This window comes from Mycolicibacterium gadium (assembly GCF_010728925.1).
Classification (GTDB): domain Bacteria; phylum Actinomycetota; class Actinomycetes; order Mycobacteriales; family Mycobacteriaceae; genus Mycobacterium; species Mycobacterium gadium.
The window spans coordinates 3,448,887-3,466,453 of sequence record NZ_AP022608.1 but is presented as its reverse complement, the minus strand read 5'-3'; the positions used below and the strand labels follow the sequence as shown (position 1 = coordinate 3,466,453).

Genomic DNA, 17,567 nt, shown 5'->3' with positions numbered 1-17,567 from the left:
GCAGAGCGTGACAAAACCCAACACTCGAGAACGCGTCAGCGGCGCAGTTGGCGGCGCACCAGCTTGGCGAACTCGACTGTCGAGCGGCGCACCGATTCGAACTCCAGTGACACCAGCAGGGTGTCGACCATCGCGAACGGCAGGGTGGTGGCCACCGCACCGCGGCCGTACTCAATGTGCCATGAACCGGGATGGATGGTCATACCGCGGGCTTGACCGCGCACCATGTGTGCGTGCTCGCCGGGCATCAGCGGTTTGGCGGATAGGTCATCGGATTCCAAGTCGTACCAGTCTATTTGGCCGGCGATCAGGAACTTGTGCACGTCAACGTGTTTGTAGCGGCCCGAAAAGCCCTGGGTGCCAGTTGGTGAGCCGAAGATCACGATGTACTCACGCGGGCGGAAGTAGAGGAAACGGACCTTGCCGAGGATGCCGCCCGCCTTGCTGCCCACCCAGCGTCCTGACGTGGCATCGATGAGGTCTGGGTATTCGTCGGCGAGCGCCTCGATGGCCCGGGTGATCAACTCACCGCTTTGCAGCGGCAGGCCGACGACCTGCTTGGCCACCGTGCCCAGCACGTCGGGATCGAACTTGTAGGACATCAGGCGAACTCTATCTGCAGGCTGGTCGGTCCGCTGAGACCGAGCAGAGGTTTCCACGGCACCGATTCGGTGCGCCGTGGGGCCCGGATGCGCTTGGTGAGTATCTTCAGCGCCTCCGCGAGTTCCAACCGTGCCAGGTTGGCGCCCAGGCAATAGTGGACGCCGCCACCGAAGGTCAGGATCGGTGGCGGTTCGTCGCGGGTGATGTCGAAACGAGCCGGATCGTCATAGATCGCGCTATCGCGGTTGGCGGCATAGGTATTCACGATGATGAAGGTGTCCGCCGGAAAGGTGTAGTCGCCGATGGTGACGTCCTCGGCGACGCTGCGCACCGTGCTGCACATCGACGGTGAATGACGCATCGTCTCCTCGACGGCCGGCATCGCCAGCCTCGGCTGCTCTCTCAGCAGTGACCACTGCTCAGGGTGATCGCAGAGCACCTGCATCGACGCGGCGAGCTGGCTGCGGGTGGTGTCGGTGCCGGCCACGAGAATGCTGAACGCCAGCATGCGCAACTCCCCGGTGTCCAACCGGTCTCCGGCATCCTCGATCCGGATGAGGTCGGACAGCAGATCGTCGGTCAAGTTCTGCCGCCTGTCGGCGACCATGTCGTCGATGTAGTCGTCGAACTCGCCCCACGCCTTGAGCACGACGGGTTGCTCCTCGGCGAGATTGCAGTCGAAGCTGACAATTTTGAAGATGTCGTCGGCCCAGCGGGAGAACTGCCGCCAGTCCTCACGCGGAGCGCCGAGCAGGGCGCAGATGACCGGAATGGGGTAGGGCCGTGCGATATCCGCGACGAACTCGCAACCGCCCGAATCGGCAACCTGGTCGATGAGCTCGTTGACGACGGTGTGAATGGTGTCGTGCATTCGGGCCGTCGCCCTTGGCGTGAAGGCCCGCGACACCAGGCTCCGCAGTCGACGGTGTTCGTCGCCCTCCATGTTGAGGATGCTGCGGGTCACCCTGTCCCACAACGGTCCTGACGTGATGCCGTGGGCGGACAGGTGGATGCCCTTGGGGACGACGAAACTCGGATCGCGAAGCACGGTTCGGGCTAGCTCATACGAGATCACCTCGGGACCGATCGGCCCTAGCGCGATTGGCGCGAGCTGCTGTGCGGCCCGAAACTGCGGGTAGATCTCCTGCGGCGTGTCGGTGACGTCGTAGGACAGGGTCGGGAGGCCGGCGTCGAATACGTTCACGGAATGTTGGTGTCCAACAATGTCAACGGCAGGCCCAACACCGACAGGTCGATCTCCTCGAGGTGCGTGCCGTCGCCCTCCAGCTTCTGACGAAAGCGGATCGTCGACCCGTACCGCTCGGCGACGGCCCCGGCCTCCGAGGCGCCGGGGACCTGCAGCACGACGGTATAGATGCCGTCGCCGTTGCTGTCGAGAAACGCCTGGACCGATGCCGCCACCTCCGTCGTCGCGCCCGCAGTGGGGCTGATGAGCTCGATGCCCCGATCCCAGTCCAGGCTGACGGTGACCCCGAGTTCGGCGAGTTCGGCCGGTTGCAGACGAAAGCCGAGGTCGGTGAACATCTGCGCGCCGGTCTCGTGGCGCTCTGGAGCGACGGCGAAGACGACGTGATGGAGTCGCGGTGCGGTCATTTGCGAACCAGGCCTCGCGGCCGGATCAGGCCCAGGTCGAAATGGTGCACCCACCCGGGCTGCGCATCGCAGACGTCGGGGATCGCGTTGATGGCACCCATTGCGGTCCAGTCGTAGCCCGGATGGTGCATCGTGCCGTCGGGTTGGTCGACGCCCTGGAGGATGAGTTCGGTCGGCGGGTCGCCCTGGATCTCGATGCGGTAGCGCGTTTTCCCGAATTCCCAGGCCGGGTCGAGTTTATCCGATGTGGTGGTGGTGTAGAGGGCCCCGAAGACGATGAGTGGTTTGCCGTCGACCCAGGCCGTCCACTCGTGGCGTTGGGCCGCGACAGTGCCGCGCGGTATCGCACCCAAGGGATGGGGGATGTCCTCGGTCGCCACCCCGGCCGCGACGTCGGCCGCGGTCACCTGGTCGATGGCCACACCGAGGCCGTCGGCGATCATGTACATCGATTGCGCGAAGAACGGAAGGCCAAGGCCGAGAATCGTTGGCTCAGAGAGGAATTTGTCCCTGTCCTTGCCGAACCCCATCCATTCGATGTGGTCGAGTGGCGCATCGGTGAGAACGTTGACCACCTCCTCTACGCGGATCTGGTCGATCCTGTTCATCACCCGGGCCAGCGTTACCGGCAGGATGTCGCCCGCGTATCCGGGGTGGATACCGCCGCCGTGAAACGACGTTCCGCCGTCGGCACACGCAGAACGGATCTTCTCGCAGTCCGCGGCGAAATCGGGTGACGGGTAGAAGAAGCCGCTTGTGGTGACGACGTTCTTGCCGGAACGCAGGAGCCTGCAGACGGTCTCGGTGTCCATGATGATCGGCGTGTAGAAGACACAGTCGGCATCCATGGTGATGACCGCCTCGATGTCATCGGTCGCGATGACACCTGTCGGGGGGATGCCTGCGATCTCACCCGCGTCCTTGCCGACCTTTTCCTCGCTGTGCACGAGGACGGCGACGAGGTCGAACGTGGGGTTGTCGGAGAAGTGCCGGACCCCGACCTGCCCGACGTCGCCGGTCATCCATTGAATGACTCGATAGGTTTTCTCAGACATTAATGACACCTCGGGGCAGAAGCAGCGGCAGGTCGTTGTAGGTCGCGATGCCGGGGTCCGCCGCGACGACGGCGGGGATCGCGGTGATCGCCGGGACGGCGGTGATGGTGAGTCCGAGCAGGATGTATTCCTCGATGGTTTCGGCCACGAAGTCGGGCGGCGGCTCGAAGGCGAGAGTGGTCTTGATCGTCGGCCGCCCCTCGACCGTGATCTGGTAGCCGAATCCCATCTCCCAGAGAGGTTCCAATGCTTGACCTTTGGTCCACACCGCCCGTGCTTCGACGACGTCCCGGTCACCGACGTAGCCCTTCCAGCTCACGTCGATTCCCGCTACGCAACCTTTGGCGATGACCCAGTCACCGGGAAGGCTGACGTCCTCCGTGGCCTGCGCGTACTTGGCCTCGCAGCGGATGTCGTCGAGTTCGACCCCCAGGGCGTCGGCGACGAGCATGACCGCTTCACGGAATATCGAAGACCCTTCCTCGGTCACCGCATGCAGATCCGGGTAGTCGATCGGGTATCCGAATCCCATGATCTTCTCGGTCTCCGGAGAGTTGTAGATCGTGGTGTCGAAGGATTCCTCGATGTAGACCCGATCGATCCGATCGGACAGCCCTGCCGAAACGATCGCGAAGAGCTGGATGAAGCCGGGGTTCAGTCCGCTGCCGAAGATCGTCGACTTGCCGGCCTCACATGCCTTCGCAACACGATCACGCCCTTCGCCGAGCCGGTGTCCAGTGATGAACTCCGATGTAGTGACCACGTTGATGCCCGCTTCGAGAATGCGGACAAGGTGGTCGACGTCGGCGAACATCTGGTTGTAGACAACGCAATCCGGCTTCAGCGCGATCAAGGCGTCGACATCGTCGGTGGCCGTCACACCGAGCGGTGGGATGCCACACAGTTCGCCGACGTCTTTGCCGACCTTGTCCGGTGACCAGGCGTAGCATCCGACCAACTCGAGCTGTGAGTTCTCGACGATCGCGTGCACCGACTTCACTCCGATGTTGCCGGTCGTCCACTGGACGATTCGGAACGTCATATCGACTTCTCGCCGGGCGTGAAAATCACTGGGATAGACCGGAAACCTCGGGTGACGGAGTTGCCGTGGAACATCGCATCCTGGTCGGTCGCGAGGCGGTAGTCAGGCATCCGTGACAGCACCTGCTCGACCCCGATCTGGAATTCCAGGCGAGCCAGATTGGAGCCGAGGCACCGATGGACGCCTGCGCCGAATCCCAGGTGGCGATTCGACTTGCGATCGAGGATGCAGCGGTCTGGGTCGGGAAACTGTCCCGCATCGCGATTCGCGGAGGCGTAGTTGACGATGACGGATTCACCGGGGCAGAAGGTGTGGCCACTCAGTTCGACTTCCCGGGTGACGGTTCGCGGGATGCCGTGGATCGACCCTGAGAAGCGAAGGAACTCCTCGATGGCGCGGGGCCGCAGCTCGGGGTCCTCGATGAGGCGGTCGCGCTCCTCGGGATGCGTCGCGAGATAGTGGAAAGCGAACGACATTGCGCTTGCCGTGGTTTCGAGACCTGCCTGCACCAAGAGCATTGCGTTGCCGACGATGTCGCCGAACTGCAGCCTTTCGCCGTCGATCTCGGCGTTGAGAAGGACGTCAATCATGTCGTCCTTCGGGGGTTGGGTGGTCCGTGCGGTGATCGCGTCGTGGAGGTGCTGGTATAGCCCGCCCCACGCGGCCCCGCGCGCTTCCTCGGTGTCGCCGTTCAACCCGCCGTCGGTCAGGTCGATACACAGCGGTACGTCGTCGATGGGCAATCCGAACAAGTACTTGAAGAACACGATCCCAGGCTGACGCCACGCAACCTGGGCGAGGTCTCCGCGGCCCTCGTCGATGAAATCGTCTATGAGATAGTCGGTTTCGTCGCGGATCTGGGGTGTGAGCGCCTTCATCCGCGCCGGTGAGAAGTACGGGTTGAGCACCTTGCGGAACTGCTGCTGCCGAGGCGGATCGAGCGTGATCACGAGATCGCCGGCGAGCCGCTCGGAAGCCTCGGGCGTCGGATTGGACGAGAAATGCTCCCAGTCCTGCAGAATCTTGTAGCAGTCCTCATAGCGGACCGCCACCCATGCGCCGCCGGGCGTCGCGCTCAGGAATGGCGTATCGGTATGCGCGAAGGGGGAGTTGCGGCGCATCACTTCGTAGACGTCGTAGAGGAAGTCGTTGTCCTGGAAATCCTCATGTCGGAGATCCCAGTTGTTCGCGTGCTCCTCGAGCGACTTCGTCACGGTGCCCCTTGTTGCTCGGCGGCCAGCCGCGCTTCTCTCTCGTCGTGGATTCGCACGAGTTCGCGGAATCCGATCCGGTTGTACTTCGGCACGGGCTGGATACCCCATTCATCCTGCGCGGTGTCCTTGCCTTCGGCTCCTTCCGGCGGACCCAACGGCGGATACGGGACCTTGCACTCCAGCGCGTCGTCGGAGTAGCGCACCTTCAGCAGTTCACTGCAGATCTCGGTGAGGCTGAGCGTCGGATAGCCGTAGTAGACGGCCATGAACGGCAGCGTGAACGCACCCTCGATGACGAGTGCGACGAGACAGACCAGCACCGCTCGCTTGATCCACTTGTGCATCCGGGCGTAGTACGGCGTGGTGCCCGGGGGTAGATCCTCGGCCTTCGCTTCGGTCTGGGCTTCAGGCGTCGTCGTCATGGCAGTACTCCTCGAATCAGGTTCAGTCGGAGAAGATTTCGCGATTGACCGTATGCAGGTACGGGATCGCCAGGAAGGGGGTGATGTAGAAGATGTCGTAGAGCCACCAGCCGATGACCGGGAAGACCACGCCGGCGAATCGGACGTCGGCGTACATGGTCATGTTGAACACGTACAGGCACCAGATGAGCACACCCATCCAGCAGGTGATGATCATCCACTGGTGTCCCCAGCGCTTCATCTGCAGGAACCCGATGGCCGCGGCGCACCGCATCGCGAACACCGTGACGATCATCCCGAACACCATGGACTTCTCGCCGGGTCCGGCCGCGCCCCCGACCCAGAATTCGTTGTAGTGCCAGAAGTATCCGGCGTCGAACATCGCACCCCAGCCGACCATCAGCACGCGGTTGATCAACGTGTGGTTGGCGACGAGGTCCAGCGCCCAGCCGAGGCTGTTGAGCATCCCGTCGATCAGCACGAGGTAGCCGATCAGGGTGACGATCATCGGGCGCATCGACAGACCGGCGCGCGCCGCCTGGCGCTGTAGCCATACTCCGCGCAGGAAGATGGGCAGCCCGAAGATCCCCGGTGCCCACATGCCCATCAAGCCGGCGCCGACGATCATCCACTTGTCGGCCCGGCGCTGTGCCAGCCGCGATTCTTCGTCGTGCTCCTCGAGGCTTACCGTGCCGCCCGATCGAACGTCCAGGCTCACAACTCCCACCACCCCCGGGCGAAGGACATGTAGAGCTGGATCCCGAACATCGTCAGCAGGTAGCCGTAGATGACGATCTGCAGGATGATCAGTGCCTTCTTGCGCTTGCGTTCCTTCTGGTCAACCATCTCAGTTGACTCCTTCCATGAGGCTGGCTGCCGCTACTTCGCGTAAACCTTCTGAGATGGCTCCGTCGCTCGACAGCGGCGCGAGGATGCAGGCCTCAGCCGCTTCCAATTCGGTTGCGCCCGCAGCAATCAGCTGGGCGGCAGTGACCAGCACCCGGGTGGACGGGGGTTCGAAATGGAACGCTTCGTCCGCGGTCCTGATCGCTGTCGCGCACTGCACGAGCCGCTGGGCCGATCCCATTTCAATGCCCGCCTCGGCGACGATCACCTCCGCCTCATGGCCCGGCGGGAGATAGCGCATCGGCAATGTGACGAAGCGCTGGCGGAACGACGGCTTGAGTTCCTTCAGCGAGCTGCGGTAAGCGGGGTTGTAGGAGCACACGAGCATGAAGGCCTCGGGTGCTTCGACCACCTCGCCCGCGCGGTCCAGATAGAGCGCGCGACGGTGATCGGTCAGCGAGTGCAGGATCGCGAGCGAATCGTGGCGGGCCTCCACGACCTCGTCCAAATAGCAGATTGCCCCGGCCTTTACGGCTCTGGTGAGCGGACCGTCGGTCCAGACGACGTCGCCGCCGGTCACCATGAACCGTCCGACGAGATCTGAGCTCGTCAGGTCGTCGTGGCAGCTGATCGTGACGACGGGACGCCGCAGCAGCAGGCCCATGTGCTCGACCAGACGTGTCTTACCGCAGCCGGTCGGGCCGGTGAGCATCACGGGTAGATGCTGGCGGTACGCCTGTTCGAACAGCTGAACTTCGTTGCCATTGGAGTAGTACGTTTTGGTCACGCGGCCACCAACTCTCGATGTACATGGGCAAGTACGCGGGGGAGCTCTTCGATTCGCCGGATGCGTTGGGAGCGCCGAGGTCCGAAGACTTCGGGGAGCGGGTCGACGCGGGTCGGGCCGACACCGACGTAATAGATGCTCACGCCCGCCTCGCTGGCTTCTTCCACGGCATGCGCGGCATCCGCCCACGCGTAACGGCCCTCGTAGCCCTCATCGGAGATCAGCCCGTCGCCGATGACGATGAGCAGCCGGCGTTCCGATGGCTGAGCCAGGAGCCGGCTGGTGAGGTGGCGCAGTGGCGCACCGAGCCGGGTATATCCGCCGGTGGCCAGTCCGAGACCGCCCGGCGGCACGAACCTGCGGTCCTCGAAGTCCTTGAGACAGGTGACCTCGACCCGGTGGCGGGTGTTGCCGGTGAACACAAAGATCCCGTGGCGCTCACGGGCCAGCGTCATCGCCTGTGAAAGTGCGTCGGCGCAGGCCAATTCGAGCTTGAAGATCTTGCCGCCGTGCACACCCAGCGACGAGCTGCCGTCGAGCAGCAGCGCGGTGGTGACGTCACGGCTGCTGGGTAGCAGGTCCCGGAAGATGCGCGGCTCGACGGCCTCGCCCGTGGTCAGATCGATGTAGTGGCTGACGTACTGCTCGACGTCGAGATCGGAGCCGTCCTCCAGCCTGTTCTTCATGGCGCGATGTGTGTGCTCGGAGAACCACTTCCGCAGATCGGCCGACGCCATGACCTGATGGCGTTGCCGGCTCGTATGCGTGCGTTCGAGCACCGCGACATGGTCGGCCAGGAAGCTCTCGGTCCATGCGTTCCACTCCGGATACGGGATGCCGGGACGGTGTTCGGGTGTGATGTCCAGATCGTTGTCCTGCGGACGGCTCGGCGGCGGGAGATTCGGATTGCGCACTCCGCCGTCGCCGCCGACGGGAACGGAGTACGGCCGCGGAAGCCGCTTTTGCGTTGTGGTCCAGGGCATCCGACCGAAGGTGCGACGCAGTTTGTCGGTTATGCCCTGCGGGTCTGTGTACGCCCGGGGCAGCGTGCCCAGCAGTGGGTCGACAGCCAGCTGTTGCGATGTGCGCGCGAGCGCGAGCGCCCGGTCGAGCATCTCCTTGCCATCCATGTCGCTGGGCGCGATCGCGAGATCAGGTAGCAGGCGGTGCACTTCCGCCAGCAGCCCAGGCCAGTTGTCGACGATCCAGCCCACGGCGACGCCCGCCTCGACGAGGGTCAGCGCGCTCAGCTCCCGCGCCGAGAGCTCGTTCAATCGGTAGTCGACCACGCGGTCCTTCGACGGTGAACATTGAAGCGCGACACCGCATGTCAGGCTGCGTCTGGTCCAGTCCCGAACGGGCGGGGGATACGGGACATGCACGAAATCGAGAGTGGAGCTCAGACCGAAGCCGCGCCGCTGTCCGCTCACCAGACGGACGCCTTCCCGCCGCTGCCCACTGAGGGCGACGGCCGTGACGGCGCAGCTGCGTTCCACGGCGAGCGCGTGCGTGTCGGAGAGCTCAGACATGTCGATTGCTCAGAACGTGCCGATGTTCGAGAACATCCAGTACCAGAACCAGATGATCAGACCGGTGCCGCCCCAAGCGGCGACGTATCGCAGGATCTCCCATACCCAATCCACGTCAGGCCTCCTTGCTACAAGTCATCGGATCTCGAGTCCTCGGACGGCGGTGTCGACCAGCTTGGCGAGCATGGTGTTCCGGATGGCGGAGTTACCCGTCGTCGTGAGTACGCCGTACACGCCGAGCAGGAAGAACGCGGCGCTGTAGAACGCGTCGACGGCCGGATGCACCGCACCGTCGCCGCGCGCCCGTTCGATCTCATCGACCAACAACACGATCATCGGGTGGTCGGTCCATTCGTCCTTGGTCGGCCGGGTCGGCGAGAAGTGCAAGGCGAGTAGCTCTTTGAACAGCAGCGGGCCAAGACGTTCTTCGAGTCCGGTCACCAGCTGGACCGCCTCATCGAGCACCGTCACCAGATCATGTGGGTCGCCCAGGAAGCGGGCGAAATCGGCAGCCATCCGTGCCTCTTCGCGGCTTTCCAACTCGAGGAGGACGTGCTCCTTGCTCGGGAAGTGAAAGAAGAAGGTGCCGTGGGCGACGCCGGCGGCCGTCGCAATCGCGTTCACGTCGGCGCCGGACATGCCCGCGAGCTTGAACTCGGCGATCGCTGCGCCGAGGATGCGTTCCCGCGTCTGCAACCGGCGCGTTTCCCGCGCCGACTGCTTGACTTGAGGCGTCATGGTCCGCCCTTTGTAACTCAGTTACTGACCAAAGTCAATGAGTTGAGTCATTGACTGTCAGTCGGAGAAGATCTCACGATTCACCGAATGCAGGTAGGGGATCGCGAGGAACGGGGTGATGTAGAAGATGTCGTAGAGCCACCAGCCGACGACTGGCAGGACGACGCCCGCGTAACGTACGTCGGCGTACATGGTCATGTTGAACACGTAGAGACACCAGATGAGCACGCCCATCCAGCAGGTGACGATCATCCACTGGTGCCCCCACCGCTTCATCTGCAGGAATCCGATCGCCGCCGCGATGCGCATGGTGAAGACGGTGAGGATCATCCCGACTTCCATGGCCTTCTCGCCAGGGCCGGCCGCACCTCCCAGCCATAGTTCGTTGTAGTGCCAGAAGTAACCTGCGTCGAACATTGCACCCCAGCCGTTCAACAGGATTCGGGCCAGGATGGTGTGGTTGGCGACCAGGTCCAAGGCCCATCCGACGGTGTTGATCGCGGCGTCGATGATCACCAGATAGCCGAGCAGCGTCACCAGCATGGGGCGCACCGTCAGACCTTCGCGTTGCGCCTTGCGAAGGAGCCATACCCCTCGCAGAAACAGCGGCAGACCGAAGACGCCGAGCGCCGCGGTTCCGATCAGCAGGCTGCCGGAGATGAGCCACTTGTCGGCCTGGCGCTGTGCTGCCTGCGATGCCGCCATGTGCTCGTCGAGGCCACTGCCGGAGGGCTTCGCGCTCGTCGAGGCATCACGTTTACGGCCCAGATTCAGCGTGGGCAGATTCATGCAGACTGACTATAGTCAACCAGTTACGGTAGTCAATCGGCTACTCTGCTTCGATGCTGCGCAGTGTCCTGGTCACGTAGTCGTCGATCATCGCGGCCTGACCCGGCCACGCGTGGGTCGTCGTCAACAGCGCATACAGCCCGAGCAGGAAGAACACCGCGCTGTTCATCGGGTTCACATCGGGTGCTACTTCGCCCCGCTTCCGGGCGTGTTCGATCGCCTGTGCGACCTCAACGATCACGGGGTGCTGACGGCTCTCGTCGGTGGGTCGTGTCTGTGAAAAATGAAGCGCAAGAAAGTCTTTGAACAGCACCGCGCCGAGACGGCGTTCGAGCCCCATCACCAGCCGCACCGCTTCGCTCAGCATCGATGCGAGGTCATGCTCGGAACCCGTGGCCCGCGCGAGTTGTTTGGCGATGCGTTCTTCTTCACGCTGCTCGAGTTCGAGCAGTACGTGTTCCTTCGTCGGAAAATGAAAGAAGAACGTGCCGTGAGCGACGCCTGCTGCCGCGACGATCGCGCCGACATCCGCTTCGGCCATCCCCGCGCGTTTGAACTCGGCGATAGCCGCTCCCATCAGACGCTCGCGGGTCTGCAGACGCTTCGTCTCACGCGCTGAGGTCCTGTCTACCAGTGCCATACGCCGACTCTACCGTCTGACCGCGCGTACTCGAACGACAGATTATTGACTTCAGTCAATGAACGTCGTTAGATGAGCAGCACTCAAAGGAGAGGACGCGGATGGCGCTGGAGCAGTTCAACCTCGCCGGGCAGGTGGCCATCGTCACCGGCGCCGGCAAGGGGGTCGGTCAGGGGATCGCGAGGGTGCTTGCCGAAGCCGGCGCGACCGTCGTCGGAACAGCACGTACGGAGTCGGACATCGTCGCGACGATCGACGGCATCGAGAAGGAGGGCGGCAAGGGGCTGGCGCTGGTCGCCGACGCCATGAGTCGACCCGACGGTGAACGCGTCGTGTCGACGGCCATGGAGCAGTTCGGCCGCATCGACATCCTGATCAACAATGTCGGCGGCTCAACATTCGGGTCGTTTCTCGACATCACCGACGAGGACTTCAGGCGCACCTTCGACTGGTGCGTGACTTCGGCGTTCATCATGAGCCAGCTCGCTGCTCCGCACATGATCGAGGCCGGACACGGGTCCATCGTCAACATCTCCTCGGGTTCAGCACGTTTCGGCATCCGTGCGCTCACTGCGTACTGTGTCGCCAAGGGTGGGCTCGAAGCGCTCACCCGGGCGATGGCCCAGGAGTTGGCGCCGAAGATCCGGGTCAACGCGATCGCACTGGGCTCTTTCGCTACGGAAGGCCTACAGAGCGGCTTGGACATGATGCCGGGGGCGCTGGACACGATGCTCGGGCTCACGCCGCTGCACCGCCTCGGCGACGTCGAGGACCTCGGGCGTCTCTGTGTGTATCTGTCGACCAGAGACTGTTACGCGACCAACGCTATCTTCCATGTGGACGGCGGCATCGACTCGAACAACCTACCGCTGCCTATTCCCGACTACTGAGCGAGGAACCTCACATGCGACGAGTTGTGCAGTTCTCCACCGGCAACGTCGGCCAGCATTCACTCAAGGCGATCATCGGTCGGCCGGATCTGGAGCTGGTGGGGGTGCACGCGGCCAGTCCGAACAAGGTCGGGCGTGACGCCGCCGAACTGTGCGGATTGACCGAGCCGACGGGCGTCATCGCGACAGACGACATCGATGCGCTGATCGCGCTCAAACCCGACTGCGTCGTCTACACAGCACAGGCCGAGACCCGGCCGATGGAAGCCGTGCAGCAATTGGCGAAGCTCCTTGCCGCCGGCATCAACGTCGTCGGCTCGTCGATGGTGTGGCTGGTGACGCCGCGTCAGGCCGACGACTGGCTGACCGGACCGCTGGAGAAAGCGTGCGAGGAGGGCAACTCGTCGCTGTACGTGAACGGCATCGACCCCGGCTACTCCGGCGACACCGAGGTGCACAGCGCGCTCAGTCTGGTCACCCGCGCGACGTCCGTGCTTGTCCAGGAGATTTTCGACTACGCGAACTATGACGACTACGAGTTCACCGGTAAGTCAATGGGTTTCGGGCTGAAGGCGGATGACGAGCAGCCGATGTTCTTTCTGCCTGGTGTGCTGACGACCATGTGGGGAGGCCCGGTCCGCAATCTCGCCGACCAGCTGGGCATCGAACTCGACGATGTGCGACAGCGGATCGAACCCTGGTACACCGACCAGAGGATCGAGTGCAAGCTGTGCACCGTCGAGCCCGGTGGCATGGCCGCGGTCAAGTTCGCGGTCGAGGGGGTGCGGGACGGGGTTCCGGTGATCACGATGGAGCACATCACCCGGCTGACCGAGGTGGCCGCGCCGGAGTGGGAGTTCCCGCCCGTCGGCAAGCCCGGTGTGCACCGCGTGGTGGTCGAGGGTGAGCCGCGGGTCGAGCTGAACACGCACGTCTCGGATCCGCTGCTCGATGTCACCGAGGCCGGATGCGTCTCCACCGCGGCCAGGGTGGTCAACGTGATCGATTGGGTGTGCGACGCCCCCAAAGGACTGATCGCGGTCGAGGACATACCGCAGGCAGCGGTCATCCGCGGGCTGTTCTGGTAGCCGCTATCCGCATTCCACCACGACGATGCTGAGCGGTCGCTTAGCATGGGGCGATGGCCCATACCACCACCCAGCCGGGCATCTGCCGCATCTGCTCGGCCCACTGCGGCGTGCTGGCCACGGTGACCGACGGCCGGCTCACCAAGGTGACGGGCGACCCGGACAATCCCATGTTCAAGGGCTACACCTGCGTCAAGGGTCGGACCCTGCCCGAAATTCACAACAACCCTCTGCGGCTTCTACACAGCCAGAAACGACAGGCCGACGGTACCTACGCGCCGATCGAGTCCGGACACGCGATGGACGAGATCGCGGCCAAGCTCCAGGAACTCATTGCGGAGCACGGTCCGCGGTCGGTGGCGATGTATCTGGGGACGAACGGGCTGCCGTACCCGGCCTCGGCGCTCATGGGTAATGCCTTCATGAGGGGCATCGACTCGCCGATGTTCTTCACCGCCAACACCATCGACCAACCCGGCAAGCAGATCGCGCTTGCCGCGCACGGTCACTGGCTCGGCGGGGATATCGACTTCCACCAGGCCGACAGTTGGATGCTGGTGGGAACGAACCCGCTGGTGTCCAAGGCCATCGGCATCCCCGGGCAGAACCCGGCGCAGAACCTGCGGGCGGCGATCGCCCGCGGGATGAAACTCATCGTCATCGATCCGCGTCGGTCTCAGACGGCGGCTCGCGCTGCGATTCACCTGCAACCCCGCCCCGGTGAAGACGTGACGATTCTCGCCGGGATGATCAACTTCGTCATCCGCGAAGGTCTGTGCGACACCGCGTTCATCGAGGAGAACGTGTCCGGCTTTGACGACCTGGCGGCAGCCGTGGCCGGTTTCACCCCGGCTTACGTCGCTGACCGCGCCGACATTCCCGAGAACCAGTTCATCGACGCCGCAAGGCTGTTCGCGACGTACGGCGAGCGGCGCGGAATGGTGAACGCGGGTACCGGCGCGAACTTCGCGATGCACGGCAGCCTGCTCGAGTATCTGTGCCTGGCGCTGACGACGATCTGCGGCCGCTGGCAGCGGGCCGGCGAAAAAGTGCTGCGGCCCAACACATTGATGCCTGCGTTCACGGCCAAGGCGCAGCCGCATCCGCCGTATGAGGGGTGGGGTTACGGCGAGAAGTTGAGGATGCGCGATCTCACCGACACCGTGGCCGGTATGCCGACCGCGGCACTCGCCGATGAGATCCTGCTCGAGGGCGATGGTCAGGTGAAGGCGCTGATCTGTATCGGCGGCAATCCGATGGCCGCGTGGCCCGATCAGCGAAAGACCCTGCGCGCTCTGGAGAGCCTCGACCTGTTGGTCACCCTCGATACCGAGATGTCGCTGACGTCGCGGCTCGCGGACTATGTCATCGCTCCGATGATGCAGATGGAGACGCCCGCGATGACGATGGGCAGCGAGCTGATCAAGTACTACACCAGCGGCACAGGTATTCCCGCCGCATACGCGCAATATGTGCCCCGCCTCCTCGATCCGCCGGCGGGCTCCGATCTCATCGAGGAGTGGCAGTTCTTCCTCGGACTGACCAAACGCATGAACCTGGATCTGTGGTTCGTGAACTTCTTCGGCGGCGGTGGGGGCAGGTTCATGGAATCACCGCCGGTGGTGCTCAACATGAATCGCGACACCGACCTCTCTACCGAAGAGCTGTTCGCGCAAATGTGTTCGACTTCGCGTATCCCTTTCGACGAGGTACGCAGCCATCCGCACGGCAAGATCTTCGATGTGGATGCCGTGGTCGAGCAGCGGGATCCGGACTGCACGGCCCGGCTCGACGTGGGCAACGCATACCTGCTGGCTGAGTTATCAGAGGTCATGCTCGAGGACTTCGCTGCTGCTCGAAGCGATTCCGCATTCCCGTTTCGACTGATCCCGCGACGCAGTCAGAACTTCATGAACTCGTCGGGAACCAGCCTGGCCGCCCTGCACCGGGGCAAACCGTACAACCCCGCGTACATGCACCCCGATGCGATCGACGCACTCGGCCTGCAGTCCGGCGATTCGGTGCGAATCGATTCCCCGCACGACGGCGTTCCGGCGGTGCTGGAAGCCGACGACACACTGCGGCCCGACGTCGTCGCGATGCATCACGCCTTCGGCGGGCTGCCCGAAGAAGACGCGGAGTTTCGCAGCAGGGGGACCAACGTCGGCCGGCTCGTTCCGACCGACGTCGACTACGACCGCATCACCGGCCTACCGCGTCAGGGCAACATCCCGGTCGTCGTCACCGCGCTTGCGTGACCGCCTCGGCGACCGGCGTTTCCCCGCTGATCAGCTCCAACGTGCGCCCGGCGGTCTCGGCAGTGTCGAGCACCGCCAGCAGAACCCTGGCGACGTCCTCGCGGGGGATGTCACCATGCCCGGTCTGGTCGGATAGCTCGACCCGACCCGTGCCCTTGTCGTTGGTGAGGTGTCCGGGCCGCACGACCGTGACATCGAGTGCATCGCGGTCTCGGATCACGTCGTCCGCATGGCCTTTCGCGCGCAGGTACGCGACGAAGACCGGATCGCCGATGTCGTCGGGCGCCTCGACGTCGGCACCCATTGCCGACACCATCACGTAGCGCCGCACTCCCGCGGCCTCGGCTGCGTCGGCGAGCAGAATGGCCGCGTCACAGTCGACGGTCTGCTTGCGTGCCGCGCCGCTGCCAGGGCCTGCCCCCGCCGCGAACACGACCGCGTCGGCGCCCTGCAGGTGCGTGGCGACGTCGGCGGCGGTGACCGACTCGAGATCGACGACCACCGCCTGGGCACCAGTCGCTTCCACATCGGCGACGTGGTCGGGGTTCCTGATCAGGCCGACCGCCGCATCTCCGCGGTCCGCGAGCAGCCGTTCGAGAATCAGGGCGATCTTGCCGTGCCCACCGGCGATGACGACGCGCATGTCGCCCAGCCTACGGTCTCAACTTCTCCGCCGAACGTGGGTTACCCGCACATGTATTCGCCGGCGGTTTCAAGCGGTAGATGCAACAGCGGGTGGTTTGGACGGGTTGGACAGTAGTTCGTCGAGGGCTTCGGCGGGTGTTTTCCAGCTCAAGGTTTCGCGGGGCCGGCGGTTGAGTTTGGTCGCGACGTAGTCGAGGTAATCGGCCGGAAAGACCGATAGGTCGGTGCCTTTGGCAAAGTATTGGCGCAGTAGGCCGTTGGTGTTCTCATTGGTGCCGCGCTGCCACGGGGAGTGCGGATCGCAGAAGTAAATATTGAGCTCGGCGGCTTGGGCGATCGCCGCATGGTTGGCCATCTCGCTGCCCTGATCCCAGGTCAGTGTTTTGCGCAGGATCAACGGCAGTTGCGCCATTTTCGCCACGATCGCTTCCTGCACGGCCACCGCGGTGTGATCGTCGGGCAGATGCAGCAACATCACAAACCGGGTCATCCGTTCGACCACGGTGCCAATCGCTGAACCCGAGGCAGTACTGCCCAGGATCAGATCGCCCTCCCAATGCCCGGGCACCGCGCGGTCTTCAACCTCGGGTGGACGCTCACTGATGTTGACCATGTCGCGGATGCGACCACGGCGTTCATCGGGGCGGCGCTGGGGCTTACGCAACGCTCGCCCGGTGCGCAGACAGGTATGCAGTTCGCGACGCAGACTGCCTTTGCCCTGGACATAAATCGAGGTGTAGATGGTTTCGTGCGACACCCGCATCTCCACATCGTCGGGAAAATCCAGCACCAACCGCTTGGCGATCTGCTTGGGACTGTGCTCGTCGAGCAGCCGGGCCTGCACTTCATCGTGCAGCTTCGCTAACAGCCAGCTTGCCCGCTTTCGGGCGACGCGCCCGCCGATCAGAGTATGCCTGCGCCGTCAGCGCGCAGTAGCCCCCCGCGGCGCTGCGGCCACTCTGGCGTGCCCCGAACGCATGCTTTCGCCGATACCCTGAGTTGCGGTCCGGGTGATCGACGGTGTGTCGGCCGTTGTTGTCGATTTCGCGTTTGATTGTCGACGCCGGCCGAGGAGGTAACAGCCGGCTACCAATCGCACGCAGCGACTCATTGGTCGCCACGCCGATTTCGATCTGAATCCGATCCTGCAGCGTCATCCGCGGCTTCAGGCCCGATGAGCTGGGCACTACCGATCGTGGTTTCACCCCGCCAGCGTCGCGGAACCAGCGAAATCCCGTGCGCCTCGACACGCCGACAGCCCAGCTTGCCTCCTCGACAGTATGGCCATCACTGACATGCCTCCAGAACTGACGAACAACAGAGCTCAAAGTCAAAACAGACAACGCAACACGCCTCCACACGAATCAGAGACTGTTGCATCGACCCCTAGACCCCAAGGCCCATTGA

General features: G+C 63.8%; 18 protein-coding genes and 1 pseudogene. 3 read left to right on the top strand and 16 right to left on the bottom strand.

Annotated elements, in window-relative coordinates; genetic code table 11:
* Positions 1–35: 35 nt before the first annotated feature.
* From G6N36_RS17025 to G6N36_RS16965, 14 genes are all read right to left on the bottom strand, one after another.
* Positions 36–602 (bottom strand): isomerase, encoded by a 567-nt coding sequence (locus G6N36_RS17025; protein ID WP_163687890.1) that lies wholly within the window; start codon positions 600–602, stop codon positions 36–38.
* On the bottom strand, positions 602–1,807 hold the full coding sequence (locus G6N36_RS17020; protein ID WP_235690087.1) for a cytochrome P450: 1,206 nt from the start codon (positions 1,805–1,807) through the stop codon (positions 602–604). Before G6N36_RS17020 ends, G6N36_RS17025 begins: the two co-directional genes overlap by 1 nt.
* The gene (locus tag G6N36_RS17015) at positions 1,804–2,217 is read right to left on the bottom strand and encodes a hypothetical protein (protein ID WP_163687887.1); all 414 of its coding nucleotides are present in this window, start codon (positions 2,215–2,217) and stop codon (positions 1,804–1,806) included. Before G6N36_RS17015 ends, G6N36_RS17020 begins: the two co-directional genes overlap by 4 nt.
* The gene (locus G6N36_RS17010) at positions 2,214–3,272 is read right to left on the bottom strand and encodes an NAD(P)H-dependent amine dehydrogenase family protein (protein WP_163687884.1); all 1,059 of its coding nucleotides are present in this window, start codon (positions 3,270–3,272) and stop codon (positions 2,214–2,216) included. The genes G6N36_RS17015 and G6N36_RS17010 overlap by 4 nt, the downstream gene beginning before the upstream one ends.
* Complete coding sequence (locus G6N36_RS17005) at positions 3,265–4,314, bottom strand: NAD(P)H-dependent amine dehydrogenase family protein (RefSeq protein WP_163687881.1); 1,050 nt, start codon at positions 4,312–4,314, stop codon at positions 3,265–3,267. The genes G6N36_RS17010 and G6N36_RS17005 overlap by 8 nt, the downstream gene beginning before the upstream one ends.
* On the bottom strand, positions 4,311–5,528 hold the full coding sequence (locus G6N36_RS17000) for a cytochrome P450 (RefSeq protein WP_163687878.1): 1,218 nt from the start codon (positions 5,526–5,528) through the stop codon (positions 4,311–4,313). Before G6N36_RS17000 ends, G6N36_RS17005 begins: the two co-directional genes overlap by 4 nt.
* A complete protein-coding gene (locus G6N36_RS16995) occupies positions 5,525–5,950 on the bottom strand; it encodes a hypothetical protein (protein ID WP_163687876.1) in 426 nt (141 codons plus the stop codon). The genes G6N36_RS17000 and G6N36_RS16995 overlap by 4 nt, the downstream gene beginning before the upstream one ends.
* A 22-nt stretch (positions 5,951–5,972) precedes the next feature.
* The gene (locus G6N36_RS16990) at positions 5,973–6,668 is read right to left on the bottom strand and encodes a hypothetical protein (RefSeq protein WP_163687873.1); all 696 of its coding nucleotides are present in this window, start codon (positions 6,666–6,668) and stop codon (positions 5,973–5,975) included.
* Complete coding sequence (locus G6N36_RS30120; protein WP_024445692.1) at positions 6,665–6,796, bottom strand: hypothetical protein; 132 nt, start codon at positions 6,794–6,796, stop codon at positions 6,665–6,667. Before G6N36_RS30120 ends, G6N36_RS16990 begins: the two co-directional genes overlap by 4 nt.
* Position 6,797: 1 nt before the next feature.
* Positions 6,798–7,583, bottom strand: coding sequence for a CbbQ/NirQ/NorQ/GpvN family protein (locus G6N36_RS16985; protein WP_163687872.1), 786 nt, complete (start codon positions 7,581–7,583; stop codon positions 6,798–6,800).
* The gene (locus tag G6N36_RS16980; RefSeq protein ID WP_163687869.1) at positions 7,580–9,112 is read right to left on the bottom strand and encodes a nitric oxide reductase activation protein NorD; all 1,533 of its coding nucleotides are present in this window, start codon (positions 9,110–9,112) and stop codon (positions 7,580–7,582) included. The genes G6N36_RS16985 and G6N36_RS16980 overlap by 4 nt, the downstream gene beginning before the upstream one ends.
* A 135-nt stretch (positions 9,113–9,247) precedes the next feature.
* Positions 9,248–9,850: a TetR/AcrR family transcriptional regulator gene (locus G6N36_RS16975; RefSeq protein WP_163687867.1), complete on the bottom strand. Its 603-nt coding sequence runs from the start codon at positions 9,848–9,850 to the stop codon at positions 9,248–9,250.
* Between the two features lie 57 nt (positions 9,851–9,907).
* Positions 9,908–10,639 (bottom strand): hypothetical protein, encoded by a 732-nt coding sequence (locus G6N36_RS16970; protein WP_163687863.1) that lies wholly within the window; start codon positions 10,637–10,639, stop codon positions 9,908–9,910.
* A 40-nt stretch (positions 10,640–10,679) separates the two neighbouring features.
* Positions 10,680–11,279 (bottom strand): TetR family transcriptional regulator, encoded by a 600-nt coding sequence (locus G6N36_RS16965; RefSeq protein ID WP_163687860.1) that lies wholly within the window; start codon positions 11,277–11,279, stop codon positions 10,680–10,682.
* 101 nt (positions 11,280–11,380) lie between these two features.
* On the opposite strand from G6N36_RS16965, the gene G6N36_RS16960 reads away from it, so the two are divergent.
* From G6N36_RS16960 to G6N36_RS16950, 3 genes are read left to right on the top strand one after another with little or no spacing between them, the layout of a single operon-like run.
* On the top strand, positions 11,381–12,169 hold the full coding sequence (locus tag G6N36_RS16960) for an SDR family NAD(P)-dependent oxidoreductase (protein ID WP_163687858.1): 789 nt from the start codon (positions 11,381–11,383) through the stop codon (positions 12,167–12,169).
* 14 nt (positions 12,170–12,183) lie between these two features.
* Complete coding sequence (locus G6N36_RS16955) at positions 12,184–13,257, top strand: NAD(P)H-dependent amine dehydrogenase family protein (protein WP_163687854.1); 1,074 nt, start codon at positions 12,184–12,186, stop codon at positions 13,255–13,257.
* Between the two features lie 53 nt (positions 13,258–13,310).
* Complete coding sequence (locus tag G6N36_RS16950; RefSeq protein WP_163687851.1) at positions 13,311–15,515, top strand: molybdopterin-containing oxidoreductase family protein; 2,205 nt, start codon at positions 13,311–13,313, stop codon at positions 15,513–15,515.
* Here G6N36_RS16950 and G6N36_RS16945 read toward each other — a convergent pair.
* Positions 15,499–16,158, bottom strand: a complete 660-nt coding sequence (locus tag G6N36_RS16945) for an SDR family oxidoreductase (RefSeq protein WP_163687849.1) — start codon at positions 16,156–16,158, stop codon at positions 15,499–15,501. The genes G6N36_RS16950 and G6N36_RS16945 overlap by 17 nt on opposite strands.
* A gap of 69 nt (positions 16,159–16,227) precedes the next feature.
* A pseudogene (locus G6N36_RS16940) lies at positions 16,228–17,503 on the bottom strand (IS30 family transposase).
* Positions 17,504–17,567: the final 64 nt, after the last annotated feature.

Coding starts and splice junctions, on each gene's coding strand:
- G6N36_RS17025 (WP_163687890.1), bottom strand. CDS start 602: ATGTCCTACAAGTTCGATCCCGACGTGCTGGGCACGGTGGCCAAGCAG.
- G6N36_RS17015 (WP_163687887.1), bottom strand. CDS start 2,217: ATGACCGCACCGCGACTCCATCACGTCGTCTTCGCCGTCGCTCCAGAG.
- G6N36_RS17010 (WP_163687884.1), bottom strand. CDS start 3,272: ATGTCTGAGAAAACCTATCGAGTCATTCAATGGATGACCGGCGACGTC.
- G6N36_RS17005 (WP_163687881.1), bottom strand. CDS start 4,314: ATGACGTTCCGAATCGTCCAGTGGACGACCGGCAACATCGGAGTGAAG.
- G6N36_RS16995 (WP_163687876.1), bottom strand. CDS start 5,950: ATGACGACGACGCCTGAAGCCCAGACCGAAGCGAAGGCCGAGGATCTA.
- G6N36_RS30120 (WP_024445692.1), bottom strand. CDS start 6,796: ATGGTTGACCAGAAGGAACGCAAGCGCAAGAAGGCACTGATCATCCTG.
- G6N36_RS16980 (WP_163687869.1), bottom strand. CDS start 9,112: ATGTCTGAGCTCTCCGACACGCACGCGCTCGCCGTGGAACGCAGCTGC.
- G6N36_RS16975 (WP_163687867.1), bottom strand. CDS start 9,850: ATGACGCCTCAAGTCAAGCAGTCGGCGCGGGAAACGCGCCGGTTGCAG.
- G6N36_RS16970 (WP_163687863.1), bottom strand. CDS start 10,639: ATGAATCTGCCCACGCTGAATCTGGGCCGTAAACGTGATGCCTCGACG.
- G6N36_RS16965 (WP_163687860.1), bottom strand. CDS start 11,279: ATGGCACTGGTAGACAGGACCTCAGCGCGTGAGACGAAGCGTCTGCAG.
- G6N36_RS16960 (WP_163687858.1), top strand. CDS start 11,381: ATGGCGCTGGAGCAGTTCAACCTCGCCGGGCAGGTGGCCATCGTCACC.
- G6N36_RS16955 (WP_163687854.1), top strand. CDS start 12,184: ATGCGACGAGTTGTGCAGTTCTCCACCGGCAACGTCGGCCAGCATTCA.
- G6N36_RS16950 (WP_163687851.1), top strand. CDS start 13,311: ATGGCCCATACCACCACCCAGCCGGGCATCTGCCGCATCTGCTCGGCC.
- G6N36_RS16945 (WP_163687849.1), bottom strand. CDS start 16,158: ATGCGCGTCGTCATCGCCGGTGGGCACGGCAAGATCGCCCTGATTCTC.